At 44.6% G+C, this 18804-nt stretch carries 19 protein-coding genes; 7 read left to right on the top strand and 12 right to left on the bottom strand.

Annotation, left to right across the window (positions count from 1 at the left end; all coding sequences use genetic code 11):
• Positions 1-37: 37 nt before the first annotated feature.
• From V7R39_RS14785 to V7R39_RS14775, 3 genes are all read right to left on the bottom strand, one after another.
• Entirely contained in the window at positions 38-1279 is a 1242-nt protein-coding gene (locus tag V7R39_RS14785; RefSeq protein WP_334031611.1) for a lipocalin-like domain-containing protein, read from the bottom strand.
• Positions 1276-4251, bottom strand: coding sequence for an ABC transporter permease (locus V7R39_RS14780; RefSeq protein WP_334031610.1), 2976 nt, complete (start codon positions 4249-4251; stop codon positions 1276-1278). Before V7R39_RS14780 ends, V7R39_RS14785 begins: the two co-directional genes overlap by 4 nt.
• A 130-nt stretch (positions 4252-4381) precedes the next feature.
• Positions 4382-5161, bottom strand: a complete 780-nt coding sequence (locus V7R39_RS14775) for an ABC transporter ATP-binding protein (RefSeq protein WP_334031608.1) — start codon at positions 5159-5161, stop codon at positions 4382-4384.
• 329 nt (positions 5162-5490) lie between these two features.
• Between V7R39_RS14775 and V7R39_RS14770 the strand changes: the two genes are divergently transcribed.
• Together V7R39_RS14770 and V7R39_RS17865 are read left to right on the top strand one after the other, a co-directional pair.
• Positions 5491-5730, top strand: coding sequence for a type II toxin -antitoxin system TacA 1-like antitoxin (locus tag V7R39_RS14770; RefSeq protein WP_334031606.1), 240 nt, complete (start codon positions 5491-5493; stop codon positions 5728-5730).
• Position 5731: 1 nt separating this feature from the next.
• Positions 5732-6052 (top strand): type II toxin-antitoxin system RelE/ParE family toxin, encoded by a 321-nt coding sequence (locus V7R39_RS17865; protein ID WP_438823550.1) that lies wholly within the window; start codon positions 5732-5734, stop codon positions 6050-6052.
• 2 nt (positions 6053-6054) lie between these two features.
• On the opposite strand, the gene V7R39_RS14765 is transcribed toward V7R39_RS17865, so the two are convergent.
• The 9 genes from V7R39_RS14765 to V7R39_RS14725 all read right to left on the bottom strand — a co-directional run bounded on the left by V7R39_RS14765 (position 6055) and on the right by V7R39_RS14725 (position 12860).
• On the bottom strand, positions 6055-6756 hold the full coding sequence (locus tag V7R39_RS14765) for a VC0807 family protein (RefSeq protein ID WP_032097241.1): 702 nt from the start codon (positions 6754-6756) through the stop codon (positions 6055-6057).
• A gap of 44 nt (positions 6757-6800) precedes the next feature.
• Positions 6801-7343: a rhomboid family intramembrane serine protease gene (locus V7R39_RS14760; protein ID WP_334031604.1), complete on the bottom strand. Its 543-nt coding sequence runs from the start codon at positions 7341-7343 to the stop codon at positions 6801-6803.
• 186 nt (positions 7344-7529) lie between these two features.
• Positions 7530-8696: a glutathionylspermidine synthase family protein gene (locus tag V7R39_RS14755; protein WP_334031601.1), complete on the bottom strand. Its 1167-nt coding sequence runs from the start codon at positions 8694-8696 to the stop codon at positions 7530-7532.
• 1 nt (position 8697) lies between these two features.
• Complete coding sequence (locus V7R39_RS14750; protein WP_334031668.1) at positions 8698-9351, bottom strand: DUF1190 family protein; 654 nt, start codon at positions 9349-9351, stop codon at positions 8698-8700.
• Positions 9352-9483: 132 nt separating this feature from the next.
• The gene (locus V7R39_RS14745) at positions 9484-9903 is read right to left on the bottom strand and encodes a DUF350 domain-containing protein (RefSeq protein WP_334031600.1); all 420 of its coding nucleotides are present in this window, start codon (positions 9901-9903) and stop codon (positions 9484-9486) included.
• A gap of 11 nt (positions 9904-9914) precedes the next feature.
• Entirely contained in the window at positions 9915-10559 is a 645-nt protein-coding gene (locus V7R39_RS14740; RefSeq protein WP_287008722.1) for a YjfK family protein, read from the bottom strand.
• 34 nt (positions 10560-10593) lie between these two features.
• A complete protein-coding gene (locus V7R39_RS14735; protein ID WP_334031597.1) occupies positions 10594-11649 on the bottom strand; it encodes a potassium channel protein in 1056 nt (351 codons plus the stop codon).
• 117 nt (positions 11650-11766) lie between these two features.
• The gene (locus tag V7R39_RS14730) at positions 11767-12447 is read right to left on the bottom strand and encodes a PspA/IM30 family protein (RefSeq protein WP_032097125.1); all 681 of its coding nucleotides are present in this window, start codon (positions 12445-12447) and stop codon (positions 11767-11769) included.
• Positions 12448-12470: 23 nt separating this feature from the next.
• Positions 12471-12860, bottom strand: a complete 390-nt coding sequence (locus tag V7R39_RS14725; RefSeq protein ID WP_032097124.1) for a DUF2170 family protein — start codon at positions 12858-12860, stop codon at positions 12471-12473.
• 322 nt (positions 12861-13182) lie between these two features.
• On the opposite strand from V7R39_RS14725, the gene V7R39_RS14720 reads away from it, so the two are divergent.
• The 5 genes from V7R39_RS14720 to secD all read left to right on the top strand — a co-directional run bounded on the left by V7R39_RS14720 (position 13183) and on the right by secD (position 18799).
• Positions 13183-13386, top strand: a complete 204-nt coding sequence (locus V7R39_RS14720; protein ID WP_235207730.1) for a DUF6471 domain-containing protein — start codon at positions 13183-13185, stop codon at positions 13384-13386.
• 475 nt (positions 13387-13861) lie between these two features.
• Complete coding sequence (gene queA, locus V7R39_RS14715; RefSeq protein ID WP_334031595.1) at positions 13862-14908, top strand: tRNA preQ1(34) S-adenosylmethionine ribosyltransferase-isomerase QueA; 1047 nt, start codon at positions 13862-13864, stop codon at positions 14906-14908.
• A gap of 487 nt (positions 14909-15395) precedes the next feature.
• The gene (tgt, locus tag V7R39_RS14710; protein WP_334031593.1) at positions 15396-16508 is read left to right on the top strand and encodes a tRNA guanosine(34) transglycosylase Tgt; all 1113 of its coding nucleotides are present in this window, start codon (positions 15396-15398) and stop codon (positions 16506-16508) included.
• Positions 16509-16560: 52 nt separating this feature from the next.
• Complete coding sequence (gene yajC / locus V7R39_RS14705) at positions 16561-16899, top strand: preprotein translocase subunit YajC (protein WP_032097120.1); 339 nt, start codon at positions 16561-16563, stop codon at positions 16897-16899.
• 55 nt (positions 16900-16954) lie between these two features.
• Complete coding sequence (gene secD, locus V7R39_RS14700; protein ID WP_334031592.1) at positions 16955-18799, top strand: protein translocase subunit SecD; 1845 nt, start codon at positions 16955-16957, stop codon at positions 18797-18799.
• Positions 18800-18804: the final 5 nt, after the last annotated feature.

The raw sequence follows: 18804 nt of genomic DNA, 5'->3' as shown, positions 1-18804 counted from the left end.
AATACCAGTTAATAAGAACCTTCGTAGCCTCAATATATCAATAACCCGTTAGTTCCATGAAGCCAGCACCCTTATGGGTGCCGGTGACGTTTACTCTTCCCTCATAATACGCAAATACGCTGCTATTCCATTGGCCAGATTTAAATGGCGATACAGTAATATCCACATCTTTACTAGGAATGGTTATTTGCCACGTGGTGGGTACATCGCGTTCGGTATTTAACGTAGTAATTTGTTCATTATCTAAAGGCACTATGCTGGTTTCATTCAATGCTAGTGTTTCTTTATTTCCTGATGCCGTGATGTAAGAGGCTGTCGTATATATTTCACTGCCTCTATTTTTTGTAGCTTTTGTACCTGCACCAGTGGCATGCATACGAAACGCCATCAGCTTACTACCGTCGTCTAAATGCAGTGAAAACCAGTCCCAACCCATGGCATTGCTGTTAGCTAGGTGGCTTGTCCATTCATGATCGTACCAGCCCAAACCTTTCACGTTGAACGTTGTGTCGTTTATATTAAGAGTACCGCTTGCGTCTATAAATGGCTGGCTGTAATAGTAGGAGCGAAGGCGTGCGTCTTCAGTTTTTTTACTGTAGCCCTTATCACCCTGTTTAACGAATGGGCCAGTGGCGGTGAGTGACAGAGCAATATCTACGTCGTTATTGATAGAGAATTGTAATGTTGCGGGAAAAGGAGAGTCGCTTTTTGATTGCCACGACCAGTCATCAATAACGGCGTTAAAAGGGGATGGCTTAACAAAGGCGTTTCCTACGCCTCCAGCAGCTAAGCGCTCTTCAAAAAAATGTTCATCTTTTGAGTGTAGTGACGCATGTCCCATCCACTGCTGTGGCGTAGACCATGAGCTTGTGTCTTGAGTTTCTTTTGCGGTAGCAAATCGAAACAAGGTAAATTGTAAGCCGTATTCGTTATTCTCATCATCTTCTAATACAAAGGTTAGGTACCACCACTCAAGCTGATAATCAGGGTGGCTGCCATGATCCTTAGGTAACACTAACGGTGTTGTTTTATTCACAGATTGAAACGAGCCGGTTGAAGAGTCGCTGCCACTGCCATTTTCAGCGCTATCTTCAGAGCTATCTTCCGAATTACTTTTTGATAGATCCCCAAAGAAACGAGAAGGGGCTGGCGCATCTGAGCAAGCACTGCAGGTTAATACACAAACGGCCATTGCTACTGAAAGGGAAAATTTGAGAGGCTCAATTCTTTTTAAGAGCGTGGGAAAAATCTCCGAGAGCAGGTTAAGCGTAGGTTTCATAGCGGTGCATCCTGTCGTAAATCTACTTTGGGCTTTAGCCTGCCTAGTGGAAGAGCAATTACCAAGCATATGATTGCTAGCGACACCGTTACACTGCTTATGATAAGGCTAACGTCGATAGCTAGCGGATAGACCCAGCTAAAGGCAAGTCGATTAACTTTGAATATAAATACATACGCTAGGTAAACGCCAAACGGTACGGCAAGTAAGGCGGTGAGTAAGCATAGAAAAATATATTGTCCTAGTAAGCTGAGCTTTACTGCTGTTTTACTTACCCCGAGGGCCCTCAGCACTGTTAGCGATGATGCATTGCTTAGCGACAATATACTTAGCGATACTGCAAAGGCTATTCCCGCTACAAGCAGCGTTGTGATATTTAAGCCATCAGTAAGGACAAACGTTCTATCAAAGGTATCCATCGAAAGCGAGAGTAATTCTTCTCTACTGTAGAGATTGCCCTGGGTGGCGAGTGCTGTTTCCTTCTGCTCAAAGGTTTGAGACGCTTCAGGTGTATTAGCTGGGAAAGTAGATTGACCGTAAGAGATAGCAAGCACCCCAGAAAATGCGGCGTCACCAATGGTATCTCTATTAAAGCTTGATAGTGGCAACAGAAACTGCGCTTTCATATTGCCGTAATCTGGGTAGATGCCTAATACGGTAAAAGAGGGTGGCTTGTTGAAGAAACGATTGTTAATTTGGTTTGAGCTCTCATCGATATTGACAGCCTTTACCTCTTCAAGAAAAAGCGTGTCGCCCAGTGAAATATCATAAGAAAACGCAAGCTGTTGATTAATGTAAATGCCTTCACCGCTTTCAAACTTGGCCCATGCATTAGGAACACTAGCGTCTACAACAAGGGCATTACGGCCATTATCATGGGTAGGGTAACTGCTAATTGAAATAGTGGTAGCATCCGCGCTTTTAGAGCCAACGCTACTAAAATCATTGCTACTAGAGCTATTGTTATTAGAAGCACTGCCACTAGGGTTCGCATTAGACTGGGCAACAAGTTTGCCTTGTAGTCTTAGCAATGGCGTTGAGGCAACGCCTTCGGGTATAACAAGTTCAGAGAGTGCTTTATCGGTGTACAAATACGCAGGGGCGTACAATCGCTGTGTTAGCCAACTTTCCGTAGCCGCACGAAAGCTATCGGTCATAACGTTCATGCCAATGTTAGCGGTAAGCGCAATGAAAAAAGCACAGACGGCAAGACGGGTACGAGAAGAAAGCTGCGCAGTACTTGCTACTATAAAGTGTAAAACGGGTCTACTAGCTGGCGTAACCTTCATCACACCGTTGGCCAGTATTGGCAACCATACAATCACCAAAGAGCAGCTTACCAGCAGTAATAGTGCAACAAACAGCAGTGCGTGCAGCGTAGATGATATTAACGCTTGGGTAATGGCTAATAGGGCAATACCGGCTATCGTCCAAGCAAGGACAGAGCGTTTTCGCATAGGCTGAGCGGCTTTAACTGTTCTTGTGCTTAATGCAGTAGAGAGTTGTTTTGCTGGAATGAGTGCAAATATGCCCAGCGATAAAAAGGTAACAATTACCGAGAGCGCGAGTGTGCTGATTAGGTTGACGTCAGGGGTAATAAACACCGCATCGAAAAGAGAAGAAAAGGTGCCGCTAATAATGGGTGAAAGCATTGACGCGGCATAAAAACCTGCGGCGCAACCAACGGGAACGCTCAATACGCAATAAAGTAAAAGCTCTGCAAGTAGTGCAGTAGTTAAATGGCGGCTGCTTATGCCCAATTGTCGCAATCTAATGATGTTGGGTAACCGAGTTCTGTACATCAAGTTCAGCGCGTTTAACACAATAAAGAGCGCCACTACGGCCATTAACGCGCCCATAGCCCACAAATTCAGCTTAAAGCTATCTGGTAACGAGCCGGTGTCTTGCTGCGTACTGACATCTTCAAATTCAACGGTCTGTGAAAGCCTTTGTTGTATATCTAGCTTCTCGTTTTGTGAGAGAGTCTGTAAGGACAAAAAGCCTGAAAGGGGCCATGTGGCCTCAGTGATATTTCGGCGATAAAAGTCTGCTAGCGACACAACAACAGTATCTTGCGGCACTGCGGTGCTGACCCTTAATTGTACAATAACGGCCGATGAGGATGATGAAGTGATGCCAGAAGAGGGCGGCAACGCACCTGCTGTTTCAGCTGCCGCCTCAGGTGAAGCGGCAGCTGAAGACGCTCCTAATGAAGAAGCTTCGCCGTCTTGTGTGTCACCACTGGCTAGTTGGCTATTTTTTTGACTGCGTTTTTGGCTGCCTTTTTTACCACCTTTTTGATTGCGTTTTTGAGCACCACTAAAAAACAACACATCGCAGCCGAGCTTTGATTTTGTAGCTGGGTGTATGGCGCCCACAACATGATTTGACTGAGCAGAGCCGCTATTTGTTAACATTAACCCAGCCATATTATTTGACATTGAGCCTGCTTTATCCTCAGCAGCTGGATAGCTAAAAAGGGCATGGTTATCTATTCCCAAAAGAGACAGCTCTGTAGCCGCTTGTGACGTTTCTACTTGGTTATCGCTATTAACATCTTCAGCGCATGAAAACCTGTATTGTCTTTCGCTAAACGCTACCAGTTGGGTAAACCCTGCCATTCTTAAATTCGCATAGTCAGCTTTGCTGAGGGAGTCGTCTTTACCTACTTCCCCCTCTTTACCCACCTCACTTACTTTACCTACTTTACTTACTGGAGGCTCACTTGCAGCCTCACCCACAGCTGTGTTGGCAACAGCAGCCTTGTCGACAGAAACAGTAGTACCGCCATTGAAAATAGAAGATTGGCTACTGGCTAGCTCACCTTGCGAAGCGCCTTCGTTAATAAGCAGCACGGTAATGAGGCCTGCATTGGCTAAAATGATGGCGAACATGATGAGCAGCGGCTCCCACGGTCTTGCCCGCGACATGGCCAAAAGTGCTTTGAGGGTGAGGTTTAAAGTTCTATGCAAAGGGACACTTCATCATTTAAATAGTGGGCCGGTTTGACACATGCGTTAACTGTTGCATTAGCGGCTGCGCTTGCTTTTACTCTCACTTCGGATCTCAATATTGCGACCATTTTTGCTGCGATTAGTGCGTTCACTGCAATTCCTTAATCGGCGCTTTTTCTTCGTGCAATTTGCCTTTATGTAACCACAATGGGAACTTCGCCTTTTGAGCCACATCAGGGCTGTGTGTCACAACCAGTAATGTTGTGTTCATCGCGCTGCATACGTCATAGAGAATATCGGAAACAGCTTGGCTGGTGGCTTCATCTAAATTTCCGGTAGGTTCGTCGGCGAGTATTAAAGAGGGCTTGTGTACCAGTGCCCTTGCTATTGCACAGCGCTGTTGCTCACCGCCAGATAATTGAGATATTGGCTTTTTCGCAAGAGGCAAAATATTGAGCTGTTCCATAAGTTCAGTTTGATACTGCGGGTTGTAGTTACCTTTTAATCGCGCGGTAAACGCAATGTTATCCCATGCATTAAAACAATCAAACAGGTTGTAGCTTTGAAATACTATCCCTAAATGATTCTTTCGAAAATCATCCACATTGCTTTTATTTCTCGCAACATTGTTTAAAACAGTCTCTGTTCCGAACGTACCTTTTTTAGCCGCAGCTAATTTTCGGGCATTGGAGGAAGCGTCCTGAGATGGGCTTTTACTGCCTTCATACAAGTAATAATCGTTAACTGAAATGGTACCTGAGGTAGGCGTATCAAAGCCTGCAATAAGCGATAAAAGCGTTGACTTGCCACACCCTGAAGCCCCTTGAATACTCACGGAATCGCCGTTATTTACCGAAAGTTCTAAATCACAAAGAATAGGTGCGCTAACGCCTTCAAACGACTTTGTTAACTTTTCAATTTTCAACATAGGTGACAGGAAGACCTTTTCGAGTAATAGAAGTAAAGAACAATTCATTCAGGGTCGCAGTTTGGCAACTCTATAGGATTTTAAAGAGGCAATCCTGACGACAATTTTAAGCTAGCCGTCTATTTCAAGCTAACAATTAATTTGTTCTATTATTGCGTCTTACTGATAGGTTTACGTTGCCTCAGCACTTTTGGAGCAGCAAAAAATAGCAATAATAAGAATAAGAATAATGGTAAATGGGGGCAAAAGAGGTAAATTTAAAAAACAACAAATTGACATAATGTTGTATCTGAACTATCGTTTTCAGCATCACCCCTATGGAGTTGTCTATGAGACTTTCAATTGATATTACTGCAGAACAGCACCAGTTTCTTAAAGCAGCAGCTGCTATTCAGGGCAAGAGCATAAAAACCTATGTGTTAGAATGTGCATTGCCTTCACAGGAGGAATCTGAGGCATTTAAAAAGTTGGAAAGCCTTTTGAATAAAAGGACCAATAGCGCATTAAGTGGTGCCATTTCAAACAAAACACTCGATGAAATATTCGATGAAGAGTTAGCAGATCAGTAACTTGACTTCATATCTTCTATCAAAAGACGCTGAAAATGATATTCGTGAAATAGTTCGCTACACCCTAAAAAACTGGGGTGAAAAACAAGTAAAACTATATCGCTCTGCATTGAGAAACCAATTCGACAAAATTGGTACAAATGAAGTTGTCTGTAAATATTATTCTAAAACACTCCCCAGCGTAAAATTTACGATTGTAAAAGAGCACTTCATTTTCTACATTTCACCTCTAAACGAAAAGCCAATAATAATTGCCGTACTACATAAATCAAGAGATATGGTGCGGCACCTATCGAGCAGGTCTAAAGGTACGCTTTATTAAAATTACTGATTAATAAAGTTATCGAGCTCTTCACCCGTAATTTTCTTTATTTGAGCAAATAGATACCACAACGCAGCAATCAGCAATACCATGCTAGGAATGACGATCACGGGGTAGCTCAGTGCTGTCATTCTGCCAAGCTCTTCGGTGTAGGCCGTTGTGCCAGGCTCGCTGACGAGTATCATTTTTGCCAGTATGTAATTAAGCGCAGAAGACAAAAAGAAAGAGCTTGCAACAATATATGAGCTTACCGCTACTTTTTTATTAAACTCAACCTGCTTGCCTTTAGCGTCAAGTACCTGATTTAGATGAGGCCAATTGATAATTTGGTCGTTTAATATCAACATCTTGACTAAAGGTTTTTCGGTATATTGAGTGACTAAAACTGCAATGCCAATAAGGCCAGGGATCGCGGCTTCCTTTATCGCAATATACTCGGCGGGAAGTTTTAATAGGCTAAATCCCCCGGTAAGCAGTACACTGATAATCCCAAGAATAGAGAAGCCATTTACTTTACCCGACTGCTTTAAATCATAAAGCCCGTAGCCGATGGGAAAGCTTAGCGCCGCCACTATGCTCCACGCTGGGCCTAAATAATCCTCAGAGCTTGCATAGCTCATAAGCACTACGGGAATAATGATATTAAAGGCGAGGTTGCCAAAAAAGCCCTGATTTTTTTGCTGAGGTTGTTGTACTGCTGACATAGTAATCTGTAACTTCAAATTCTGTAGTGTGATTATACGGAAAGTTATTTCCGTGCCCAGTGCCAAGCGGCAAATAACCCACCTAGAAAGCCAAATAGATGATATTCAAACGAAATAAACTTCGATGTGGGGAGCACGCCGACTAACATTCCGCCGTATAGCGCAGCAACCACCAAGGAAATGAGCAAATATCGAATCTTATTACTTCGAAAGCCAGCCAATACCAAAAAGCCAAAGTATCCATATACCATGCCGCTAGCCCCAATATGTGTAGCGCTTCGGCCAAACAGCCATACGCCGACGCCGCCAATAAGCAGCGCACACACGGTAGCAATAATGAAAGTGCGTTTGCCCCATTGCATTGTTAACCACATGAATAGCATTAGCGGCAATAGGTTTGCCAATAAGTGTGTAGGAGTGCCATGAAGAAAAGGGGCAGTAAAAATAAATGGCAAGTGATTTATAGAGCGTGGCACAACGCCAAAGGCATTGAGTGAATTACCCGTTAAAAGGTTTGCCACTTCAATTAAAATTAACAGTGCGCCTATGGTGAGTATGATGCGCAGCTGCATCGATAGCGACTTCATAATGTGTCCTTTACGATAATACTAAATATGTATTGTGAGTACTACGGTGTTAATATTGCGGTGCTAGAATGCAGTACATGTAATATAGGTTTTAGAGCGCACATGGTCACAAAATCTTTCGTTTACAGAATCTTGCGCTCATAAAGTCTTTCGTTTACAGGTTCTTGCGCTCATAAAGCCTTTCTTTTATAAAATAATGTGAGGCACATAGCGCGAGAGGTCTTGTGTAATGGCAGACGTATCCTCTCTGATTGAAATTCCCGCGGGCATGTCATCTACCAGCCAGCTGCCAATTAGGGTGTAATTATCACCAAAGGTGGGTAAAGGTTCAAATGCCTGCACAATAAAGCCTTCTTCTCCGTAGGGACCGCTGCTTAGCTCATCCTCTTTGCCATCCTGAAGAATCGAAACGTTTGCCCCCTCCCGTGAATACAATGGTTTTTTAATCCATTTACCCGACGCAACCGCTTTATCAGCTTCATCGCTGAAATACGATGGTAGCAGGTTAGGGTGGCCTTCAAACATCTTCCACAGCATGGGAAGCAATGCTTTGTTCGATAAAACAGATTTCCAAGCAGGCTCTAGCCAATTCACTTCTGCACCTGCCAGTGCGTCGCCGAATTCTTCCCGAAGCATAAACTCCCACGGATAAAGCTTAAAACAATCTGTGATGGGACTGTCGTTTAAATCGGTAAACACACCCGTATCTGCAATGCCGATATCTTCAATAAACACGAAGTCGGCGAGCAGCCCAGCTTCTGCTGCGCAATCTTGAAGGTACTGCACGGTACCTCTGTCTTCATCGGTATCTTTGCAACAGGCCATGTGAACTTGCTGAATATTATAATGCTTCGCTATTTCACGGAATCGATGTACCAGCTTTTCTTGCAGGCTGTTAAATTGATCTGAATGCCTAGCCAGTTTCCCATTATCCACGTTCTGCTCTAACCACAGCCACTGCCAAAAACCCGATTCGTATAAGCTGGTGGGCGTGTCGGCGTTGTTTTCTAGTAACTTTGCAGGGCCTGCACCGTTATAAACAAGGTCTAAACGAGAATATAAACTGGGATCGGCATTAAACCAGCTTGATTGCACCAAATCCCAGTGTTGTTCGGGTATGGCAAATCGGCGAAGTAATGATTCGCTGTTCACTACTTTCTCCACCACCGCTAAACACATTTGATGTAATTCTGCGGTGGGCGCTTCAATATCGTTTTCAATTTGCGCTAGCGAAAACTGATAATAGGCACTTTCATCCCAATAAGGCTGCCCGTACATGGTATGAAAATGAAAGCCGAACTCTGAGGCTAGCTGCTGCCAGTTTGGGCGCGGCTGGCAGGGCATTCTAAACATGCTAGCCGCCCCATCCGCCTTTGCGACTGCTGCTACCCCATGAAGATTTAGCGCGCACGCTACTGCCGAAGCCGCCTCGCTTCATTGTGCGGTTAACCGTAGGTTTTGGTTTTAACTGATCCTTACTTACTCGATAATTGCGCTTTCGAATATCGCCATCGAACACATGTCCGTCGGCCGTTATCCACCGTGAGCGAAAGGGCGAGTTGTATGAAGATGAGGTATACAGAGGTTGTGAATAATAGCGGTTTGGCGAGAGTAATGAGCTCACCATGTAGCCCGCCATAAACGGCATGAAAAAGCTGCCGCCGTTAGCGTTGACGTTACGGCACTGATTAGGGCCGAATTCGTATTCACAGTCGTATTCTGAATTAAATCGTGGGCTTGTGCGCAGCGCTTCTTCAGCCGCAGTTTTATAGGCCGCCTCGCACTTTTCTAATGCATCAGGATAATCCTGCTTGCAGTCATCAATTGATGTATAAATCTTAGCTTCTTCTCGCTCGGCGCCGCAGGCAGAGAGCATTACACTGGCAACGCCAAGTGCCAAAGGTTTAACGCTAAACGTTTTGCGCATTCGGCTTAAATTGATGTGCTTACTGCGTTTGGTTTTTACTTCAGGCTCAGCGTTCGTCTCAGATAAGACTTGAGTACTCATACAGTTGCCATCGCTGGTAGAAGTATTTTTACAGCTGGTTTTATAGCTGCTTTCGCAGTTACTTTCAAAAGACGTAGCGCCAAGTGGGCCCTGTTTATTTGTGTTGTCTGTTGAGTCTGTCATAGCGGCTCCCTAATAGGTCATGCATGCTGCGTTGAGCAAGCCTACGGCAATTGACATACTGGCAAGCATCACACCTGCAGAAACTTCGTTGTTGTTAATACGCTCAGCAATTTTTGGCATAAAGCTGAATCGTAAAATAGCAAAAGCCAGAGACTGAGCAATAACGGCAACAATGGCCCAAATGGCGAAGTCGATGACGGCAACCGAGTTTGAAGCGGCACTTCCAAGGGCAATAGCAAAACCGATAATAGCCCCGCCAAAACCAATGGCTGCGGCAACGTTTTTGTCTTCTTTAACCAGTTTCCACTCTTCATGGGGTGTGACTAACGCATACACCAATTTAAAAATAAATAAGAACAGGATTGAAAGGCCAAAGTACAAAGCAAAGTTGTCTAGTCCTGCAAGAGATTGCATGATTGTATCCGTCATATTTCTTGTTCCTATCCGTTAATAGTTATATCTGCTGGTTGAATATCAACGCCTGTTGAAATTACCAAGCATCGGTCTAAATTATTACCTACTTGCTTCTCTTCTCCAACGACTAGCAGGGTTTCCACCCGTTCATTATCTATTGGACGTTCGTAAAGCATCATAAATTGATCTGTTTTGCTTATGTCACCATCTTCCTCGTAGGTGGTTTCGGTGACTGCCACGGGGGGAGACTCGTCGCCAATGGCGCCCCATACTCGTGTAAAGGTGGTGCCGTCTAGGTCATAAGTTGGCTGACTAATAATTGATGATAAACACGTGTTCCACTGCGCATCACTGCCAATGGTTTGTGTGTCGTAAAAATGCCAGAGCTTGACGTCGGTTACGTGGTTTTCACTCATTCCGCCATCGAGAATAACCTGCAAAAATCCATCGTCATCGGTGTAAAATCTGAGTATGGTGCCGCCGGTGTCAAGCGGTGCTTCGCCTACAGCTTGTATAAGGTGCGAGCGAGCCGCCTTTTCTATGGTGAGCGATGGCTCTAGCAACGACATTTTAAGGTTATCGAGTTCAAACGAACCGCCTAAATACAGCCCCATTACTTCAGGTGTTTTTGGTGCTGCAGGTTTCGCTTTTTTAAACAATTTACCAAACATACGGGGGCTCCTTTTTGATAGCCTAGTGTGCGGGCTAATCGGCGTCCAGCGTTAACCAGTCAATCGAATTGATTCGACTTAGCGCAATATAAAAAAGGGTGTCACCAGGATTCAGTGTGCCCTCTAATGGAGGATTCACCACCATGTCTTTCACTTGCCCGCGGGGCGCATAACCAATAAATATGGCGTCGTGCTTGCGTTTCAAGTTCATAAATAACTTTGCGATTGAGATTGCAGGGCTCGACGCTGGAATTTTTACCGAAAACTGAGCTTGGCCCTCATCAATACTCAACAGGTCGTGATGCAGCATGCTCGAGCCAGGATCGAAGGCTGATTTTGCCAGCATTTCAACCGCAACGCTGGGGGTACATTCAACCTTAGGGCAATGGTCTTGCAGCAGGTCGACTAAGCTTTCGTCTTCAAAATATGCCACTTGATGTGCATCGGGGTTACGCTTCGTGCAATACAGCGCAGTGGTCATGGTGACGTCGTCGTAAGGATTATCTAGCAAAATAGTAGACGCCGAGGAAACGCAGGCTCTGTCCATGTCTTCATCTTTATTGAACGAGTCTACTTTGACAAATTCGATAACGCCGGGCATGGGGTTACTAATATCGGCTTTAACGCACAGCACAATATCAGGTTTAGGGCTCATTGCATTTCGCTCCTGTAACAGGAGGTTAAGTAGCAGCATGGTTCGCTGTTCATTCCAGCCGATAACCAGTATGTGGTTGTTAACATCTAAGCTTGTCATACCCAATAACCCTTTTCTCCATTGTTCAGACACCCACGCGGCCAACCGGCCAATAACCATGGCAAAAATACTTAAGCCCAGCGGAATGACGTATATCGCCACTATTAGTTTTCCCGCCGAAGTTACCGGTGATAAGTCGCCGTAGCCCACTGTCGAGGCCGTTACTGCTAACCAGTAAAAGAAGTCGACACTGTTAATGAGTTCATTTTCATCTGCAGCATAAAGCAGCCAATAGCTACTTACTGCATAAAACGCCGTTACGCCTAAAATGGTGTACCAGCGAGATTCAGCGAAATACTGCAGCATGACTTTGCGCAGTTTTATCCATGGGGACATAAAAGAAGTAACCCGTGTTTTCCGTGCGTTAACTGTGCCTTGAAGCGTTTAACTTGTCTAGCCGTGCTAAAACTAAAAAAAGGGGGAGCGTAAACGCTCCCCCTTTTTGCTATCTTTTTACTTGCCTAAAATTCTAGCAAGTTCATCGTCAGCAGATGTTTTTCCGCCTTTGATACCTGCATCAGCCAGTCGTTTTTCAAGATCGCTGCTCGATTCTTCACCCGCTAGCTCTTCGGCGGCTTGAAGCTCAGCATTACGCATTTTTTGCTTATCTTGAATACGGGACAGTGATTCTGTGGCCGTTTTCATTTTGCTGTTTGCGCCCATGTGTCGTGATGACACTGCAACTTGTGCTTTTTGCACGCTCTCAGTGGCTTTCACCATATCAACCTGCTGCTCTAGGCGGCGAAGGTTGGCTTTAGCTTGTTGAATGTTTTGCGCTAACTGCTTTTCCGATTGCTTGAACTGGTCAAGGTATGACTGCTCTTGCGCTCGTTCTTCATTTAGCTCAGACACCTTCTGTGCACAATCAAGAGCAAGTTGACGGTCATTATCGACTGCTTTTCTAGCATGTGCTTCATATTCAGCGATGGATGAATCAAAGCTTTCTACTTTTTGCTGCGAAAGCTTACATTTTGCAAGAATCTGAGTACGTGCGTGGTCAGATTTGCGTAACTCTTCTTTCGCTTCTCTAATTTCCTGCTCCAGAATTCGGATGGCCTGACTGTCGGCCACTGACTGCGCTGCTTCGGTAGCGCCACCCTTTACTGCGGTAATTAACTTTTTCCACACTGACATTTGCTTCTCCTTCGAAGTAAATTTTAGTTAAGGTGCATTTCGTAAGCATCTAAGAAAGATGCAACGTTCTGAAACAAGGTTTCAACTTCAATAACAATACTCTCGCCTTTCGACTGCGCACTTAGCGCGCCAAATGCGGTGTAATACTCATCGCCACCAATGGTTGATATTCCAACGGTTGTGAGTGGAAACACCATGTGAGAAGACAGAATTTCATGGTCTAACGCGTGCTTGTCCTTCACTTCTGAAGCAGCAAACAAGAGACTTTCTACTAAAATTTGCTCACCACTGATTGCTAGCCAGGCATCGATGCCATCTTGATTAGCAATGAGTAAGCAATTTTCCTCTCGTGTTACCACAAAGTCATCAACCTCTTTTAGTAAGGCTTCGATGCTTTCCAGTTCCCAACTCATAGTGTTCTCCTTAAATTATTGAAGCGATAATGTCGTAAATGAAAAAGGTGCCGTTACCTTCGGCATTGCTACTGTAACCAGTATTTTTCATCTTCGCCAACATCTTGACTTGAAGTGTATATCCATTGTGCCATAATCGTCAATAACAAATATGCTTCTTAAGTGTAAAAAAGTGTGTTTTTGTAAAATATACGTCACAAAAGAGTGTTTTTAGTGGTGATTTTAAGGGCGTTTTTAATGGCTGGGGAGGCCGGTTTTGAACAAAGAATTGAGTGCGAAAAATGCATGGAGACAAACCGTAGCGCGGGTGATTAAGTCAGAAATGTCTGTGCGCGGCGTGAAATATCAAGACTTAAGCCAGCGGCTTGCTGCAATTGATATCGAGCAGAGTGCTGATAATTTAAGAAATAAGGTGAATAAAGGTATTATGGGGGCTGATTTAATGCTGCAAGTACTTTATGTGCTTAAAGCTCGGCCTTTAGACGCCGCTGTGTTAGAAGAGATCTTAACTGACCTTCAACCATGATCTTGGTATGATAATAGAAATAGCAGGAATAATAGCACGTAGAAAAAATGAGCAGTAAATTGAGAATCAAAGGCTAACGTGACGGCCAATACGTCGACTAAGATAAAAGCAGCAGGCAAAAAAATACCCAGCAAGTAGCCGAGTATCAAAGATAAAGAATTGTCAGGGAGAACATCATCACTATCTGGGTTGTATCTTAACCGTTTAAGCTGCCTTGTACTTATTTTAATCAGCTGTAAGTGGTATGAAATTTCATAACGGATTATATGGCACCATACCCATGCGAGGACCTACGCGAAGATGTTTATAGTTTTTAACTGGTTTTAACGTGTTTCTCGTTATTTAATTACCCGCATTTTATGGCTTGTTATTGTGCTTACTGTGGTTATTGTCACAACTGCTTGTAATCACTGCTTGAAATGACTGCACTGTGCAACTTTTAATTAACTAAGTAAGAAGAGTATCTCACCACGTTATGAAACTTTCTGATTTTAGCTTCGAGCTCCCTGAAAAACTTATCGCGAAATATCCTACTGAGCAGCGTGCTGCTAGCCGCCTTTTGCGTTTAGATGGAAAAACGGGAACCGTTACCCACTCAATGTTCGCCGATATGGTATCTCTTGTTGAACCTGGCGATCTGCTTGTATTTAATGACACACGGGTTATCCCAGCCAGACTGCTCGGGAAGAAAGAAACGGGTGGACAAGTAGAAGTGCTTATCGAGCGCATTACCACAGACAACACCGCTCTTGCTCATGTGAGAGCGAGCAAAGCGCCGAAACCAGGCACAAAACTTGTTTTAGAAGACTGCGTTAATGTGACCGTGACGGGCCGTGATGATGCTTTATTTATTTTGCAATTCGACCATGATGAAACCGTTTTGCAACTATTAGAAGCTCATGGGCACATGCCATTGCCGCCCTACATAGACAGACCTGATGAAAATTCAGACAAAGAGCGCTATCAAACGGTATATAACGACAAGCCAGGTGCGGTAGCAGCGCCAACGGCTGGTTTGCACTTTGACGAACACATTCTTGGTGCGCTGAAAGAGAAGGGCGTTAACTTGGCCTTTGTCACTTTGCATGTGGGGGCGGGAACGTTTCAACCAGTGCGAGTCGATAATATTACCGAGCACAAAATGCACGCCGAATATGCTGAGGTACCTCAAAATGTGGTCGATGCTGTGCTTCAAACGAAAGCAGCGGGCAAGCGAGTCATTGCTGTGGGTACAACTTCAGTGCGCTCGTTAGAGTCGGCTGCGAAATTCAGTACCATGCGAAGCGACGGTGATGTCATTGGCACGTTTTATGATGATACCGAAATTTTTATCTATCCAGGCTTCGAATTTAAAGTGGTGGATGCGATGTTTACCAACTTCCATTTGCCAGAGTCTACGTTGATGATGCTGATTAGTGCATTTGCTTCTAAAGAGCACGTGATGAATGCATATCAAGAGGCCATTGATAAGGAATATCGATTCTTCAGCTATGGCGATTCCATGTTTATCGAAAGAAGCTAGTTCAGAATTTTTGTAATGGCCTTTTGGAACAGCTCTTGGAATAGCTCTTAGAATAGCCTCTTGTAATGGCTTTTCGGATAGATTCTCTGGAAAGCGCTCTTAAATAGCGCTTTCCTTAGCTCGTTAAATAGCTTCCTAAATAGCTATCAAAGAATTTCCCTAGATAGCTCCCTAAATAGCTCCCAAAATAATAGCCTCAATTTCTACTTCAAACGGCTATTCTCAAACATCTATTCTTAAATGCCATTCATTCTTAGTTACTCTCACTTAAAGCCCTCTTTTACAGCCAGATATTCGTTCACTTCAATAGAAACATAGATACAGGGAATGATCTCGCGTAAATTACTGGTATAATCCCGCCCCATGATTTCAAACCCAGTTTTATACCCAGCGCACGTTTTTTATCAGGCGCACGTTATAGACCGATTATATCAAAAGCACTTTTATACTTAACGCGAAGAGTGCGCAAAGATGGGAAAGTTCTTACATGCAATTTGAGTTATTAAAAACAGAGGGTCGCGCCAGGCGCGGGCGTCTTGTATTTGAACGTGGTGTTGTCGAAACGCCAGCGTTTATGCCGGTAGGTACCTACGGCACGGTAAAAGGAATGACACCGGAAGAACTGAAAGAAAGTGGGGCACATATCTGTTTGGGTAATACCTTTCATTTAATGCTTCGCCCGGGCACAGGTGTTATTCGCCAGCATGGTGACCTGCACGACTTTATGAACTGGGACAAGCCTATTCTTACCGATTCAGGCGGTTTTCAAGTATTCAGTTTAGGTGATCTGCGTAAGATCACCGAAGAGGGCGTAACGTTCCGCTCGCCAATTAACGGCGAAAAGATCTTACTCACACCTGAAAAGTCGATGGAGGTTCAGCGAGATCTGGGCTCTGATATTGTGATGATTTTCGACGAATGTACGCCTTACCCAGCCACTGAGCAGGAAGCGCGGGTGTCTATGGAAATGTCACTACGCTGGGCCGAGCGAAGCAAAGAGGCTCATGGTGACAACCCTGCTGCATTGTTCGGTATTATTCAAGGCGGCATGTATGAGGGGCTTCGTGACGTTTCTCTTGCAGGCCTTGAAGCGATTGGTTTTGACGGTTATGCCATTGGTGGGTTATCAGTTGGCGAGCCTAAAGAAGACATGATCCGCATTATCGAGCACACAGCGCCAAAGATTCCCGAAGATAAGCCTCGCTACTTGATGGGTGTAGGTAAGCCAGAGGACTTAGTGGAAGCGGTTCGTCGCGGCATCGACATGTTCGATTGCGTTATGCCAACCCGCAATGCGCGCAATGGCCACTTGTTTGTAGGCGAGGGGGTTATTAAGATTCGAAACGCTAAACATCGCAACGATACATCGCCATTAGATGAAAATTGTGACTGTTACACTTGTAAAAATTATTCTCGCTCTTATTTACATCACTTAGATAAGTGTAATGAGATATTAGGCGCACGATTGAATACCATTCATAACTTGCGTCACTACCAACGTGTAATGCAAGGTATGCGCGATGCTATTGAAGCGGGCACAATGGATGAGTTTGTACACGACTTCTACGAACAGCGAGGGCTGCCGGTGCCGGCGCTCTAAAATCGAAATAATAACGAAAATATTTTAATAACGAGAATACTTGGGGAATTTTATGAGTTTATTTATCTCAAACGCGTACGCGCAATCAGCGGGTGGTGCATCACAAGGTGGCGGCATGGAAATGATAATCATGCTGGCTGTGTTTGGTCTTATCTTTTATTTCTTGCTTTATCGCCCACAAGCAAAGCGTGTTAAAGAGCATAAGAACCTAGTATCGTCACTTGGCAAAGGTGATGAAGTGCTCACCCAAGGTGGTTTAGTAGGAAAAATCACAAAAGTGTCTGACGATAAAGATTTTATTGAAATGGCACTTAACGAAGCAAGCAACATAGTTGTGCAGAAGTCTTCAGTTACTGCTGTGTTGCCAAAAGGCACAATGAAGTCGCTGTAAGTAAAAAACGCCGAAGCCGAGACGCTTCTCGGCATCGGCACGAAAGGATTATCCAGTGCTAAACAAAAATTCAATATGGAAAGTATTAAGTGCACTCTTTGTGGTTGCAATGTGTGCACTTTATGCCCTTCCCAATATTTACGGTGAAGATCACGCCGTACAAATTTCAGCAGGTCGTGATGCGGTTGTCACCCAATCAATGGTTGAGCAAGTTGAGTCTGCACTAGCTGAAAAATCAATTACGCCTAAGCGCATTGAATTCGAAAATGAGCAAATACTTGTTCGCGTTTCAGATTCTGATACCCAGCTTGTCGCACGTGAAACCCTAGAGAAGCTGCTTGGCGACGACTACTTTGTAGCGATGAACCTAGCGCCTGATACCCCTGAGTGGCTAGAGAGCTTAGGTGGAACGCCAATGAAGCTTGGTCTAGACCTTCGCGGCGGTGTCCACTTCCTGATGGAAGTTGATATGTCTGAGGTGATCACCAAATCGTTAGAAGACGCGGAAAGCGGATTCAGAACGTCCCTTCGCGGTGAAGACATTCGCTATCGCGGCGTTAAGCAAGTGGGTAATCATATCGATATTACCTTTCGCGATGAAGACGCGCTTGATAAAGCAAAGTTTTTCCTGCGCAACCAAAGCCGTGACTTAACCTTTAACGATGTTGACGACCTTACGTTACGAGCGACGTTTGCCGAGAGTAAGCTTCAAGAAATTCGCGACAATGCGGTTAAACAAAACATTACCATTATTCGTAATCGTGTTAACCAACTTGGCGTGGCCGAGCCTCTTGTGCAAAAACAGGGCGCTGACCGTATTGTGGTTCAGCTCCCAGGTATTCAAGATACCGCACGAGCAAAAGAAATTTTGAATGCGACGGCTACGCTTGAATTCCGCATGCTTGATCAGAAAAATGACGTTCGAGACGCATTAAACGGGCGTGTACCGCCGGGTTCTCAAATTATTGAAGACCAGCAAGGTGTGCCACAGCTTTTGGAAAAGCGCATTATGCTTACGGGTAGCCATATCATCGATGCCAACAGCGGCGTTGACGAATACGGCTTGCCTAACGTCAATATTTCTCTTGATTCTGAAGGCGGCAACAAGATGTCACGCTCTACTCGTGGCAATATCGGCAAGCCGATGGCAACCGTCTTCATTGAGTACAAAGCAACCGGTGAGCGCAACAAAGAAGACAAACTCATTTTTGAAAAAGAAGAGCAAGTTATCTCAGTGGCTACCATTCGTGCACAGCTTGGCAGTAAGTTTCAAATTACTGGGCTAGACTCGCCAAAAGAAGCCCGCGACCTTGCACTTTTACTTCGCGCAGGAGCACTAATTGCGCCTATTCAGATTGTTGAAGAGCGCACAGTAGGGCCAAGCTTAGGTAAAGAGAATATTGAACTGGGTACTCAAGCCATTGTGTACGGCTTACTCGCGGTACTTGCTTTTATGCTGGTGTACTACAAGGCATTCGGCATTGTGGCAAATATTGCGTTGGTGACTAACTTGGTGATGATTGTGGGCATTATGTCTATGATCCCTGGCGCTACGCTTACCCTTCCTGGTATGGCGGGTATTGTACTTACCGTTGGTATGGCGGTAGATGCGAACGTGCTTATTTTTGAACGTATTCGTGAAGAGTTGCGTGATGGTCGAAGCCCGCAGCAAGCGATACATCACGGTTACGACAGCGCATTCTCAACGATTTTAGATGCGAATATCACGACATTTATTGCGGGCCTTATTTTGTTCGCAGTAGGTACAGGTCCAATTAAAGGGTTCTCTATTACGCTTATGATTGGTATTGCCACTTCTATGTTTACCGCTATTTTGGTTACGCGCGTTATCGTCAATGCTGTGTATGGTGGGAAGCGTCTAGAGAAACTGGCGATTTAAGGAGC

This window comes from Alteromonas sp. P256, from assembly GCF_036864455.1.
In the GTDB taxonomy this organism is placed as follows: Bacteria; Pseudomonadota; Gammaproteobacteria; order Enterobacterales; family Alteromonadaceae; genus Alteromonas.
This window is presented reverse-complemented; position numbering and strand designations above follow the sequence as displayed.

Excerpts from the sequence above, each read along its gene's own strand:
- V7R39_RS14785 (WP_334031611.1), bottom strand. The coding sequence starts at position 1,279 with ATGAAACCTACGCTTAACCTGCTCTCGGAGATTTTTCCCACGCTCTTA.
- V7R39_RS14775 (WP_334031608.1), bottom strand. The coding sequence starts at position 5,161 with ATGTTGAAAATTGAAAAGTTAACAAAGTCGTTTGAAGGCGTTAGCGCA.
- V7R39_RS14770 (WP_334031606.1), top strand. The coding sequence starts at position 5,491 with ATGAGACTTTCAATTGATATTACTGCAGAACAGCACCAGTTTCTTAAA.
- V7R39_RS14765 (WP_032097241.1), bottom strand. The coding sequence starts at position 6,756 with ATGTCAGCAGTACAACAACCTCAGCAAAAAAATCAGGGCTTTTTTGGC.
- V7R39_RS14760 (WP_334031604.1), bottom strand. The coding sequence starts at position 7,343 with ATGAAGTCGCTATCGATGCAGCTGCGCATCATACTCACCATAGGCGCA.
- V7R39_RS14755 (WP_334031601.1), bottom strand. The coding sequence starts at position 8,696 with ATGTTTAGAATGCCCTGCCAGCCGCGCCCAAACTGGCAGCAGCTAGCC.
- V7R39_RS14750 (WP_334031668.1), bottom strand. The coding sequence starts at position 9,351 with ATGAGTACTCAAGTCTTATCTGAGACGAACGCTGAGCCTGAAGTAAAA.
- V7R39_RS14745 (WP_334031600.1), bottom strand. The coding sequence starts at position 9,903 with ATGACGGATACAATCATGCAATCTCTTGCAGGACTAGACAACTTTGCT.
- V7R39_RS14740 (WP_287008722.1), bottom strand. The coding sequence starts at position 10,559 with ATGTTTGGTAAATTGTTTAAAAAAGCGAAACCTGCAGCACCAAAAACA.
- V7R39_RS14735 (WP_334031597.1), bottom strand. The coding sequence starts at position 11,649 with ATGTCCCCATGGATAAAACTGCGCAAAGTCATGCTGCAGTATTTCGCT.
- V7R39_RS14730 (WP_032097125.1), bottom strand. The coding sequence starts at position 12,447 with ATGTCAGTGTGGAAAAAGTTAATTACCGCAGTAAAGGGTGGCGCTACC.
- V7R39_RS14725 (WP_032097124.1), bottom strand. The coding sequence starts at position 12,860 with ATGAGTTGGGAACTGGAAAGCATCGAAGCCTTACTAAAAGAGGTTGAT.
- V7R39_RS14720 (WP_235207730.1), top strand. The coding sequence starts at position 13,183 with ATGTCTGTGCGCGGCGTGAAATATCAAGACTTAAGCCAGCGGCTTGCT.
- queA (WP_334031595.1), top strand. The coding sequence starts at position 13,862 with ATGAAACTTTCTGATTTTAGCTTCGAGCTCCCTGAAAAACTTATCGCG.
- tgt (WP_334031593.1), top strand. The coding sequence starts at position 15,396 with ATGCAATTTGAGTTATTAAAAACAGAGGGTCGCGCCAGGCGCGGGCGT.
- yajC (WP_032097120.1), top strand. The coding sequence starts at position 16,561 with ATGAGTTTATTTATCTCAAACGCGTACGCGCAATCAGCGGGTGGTGCA.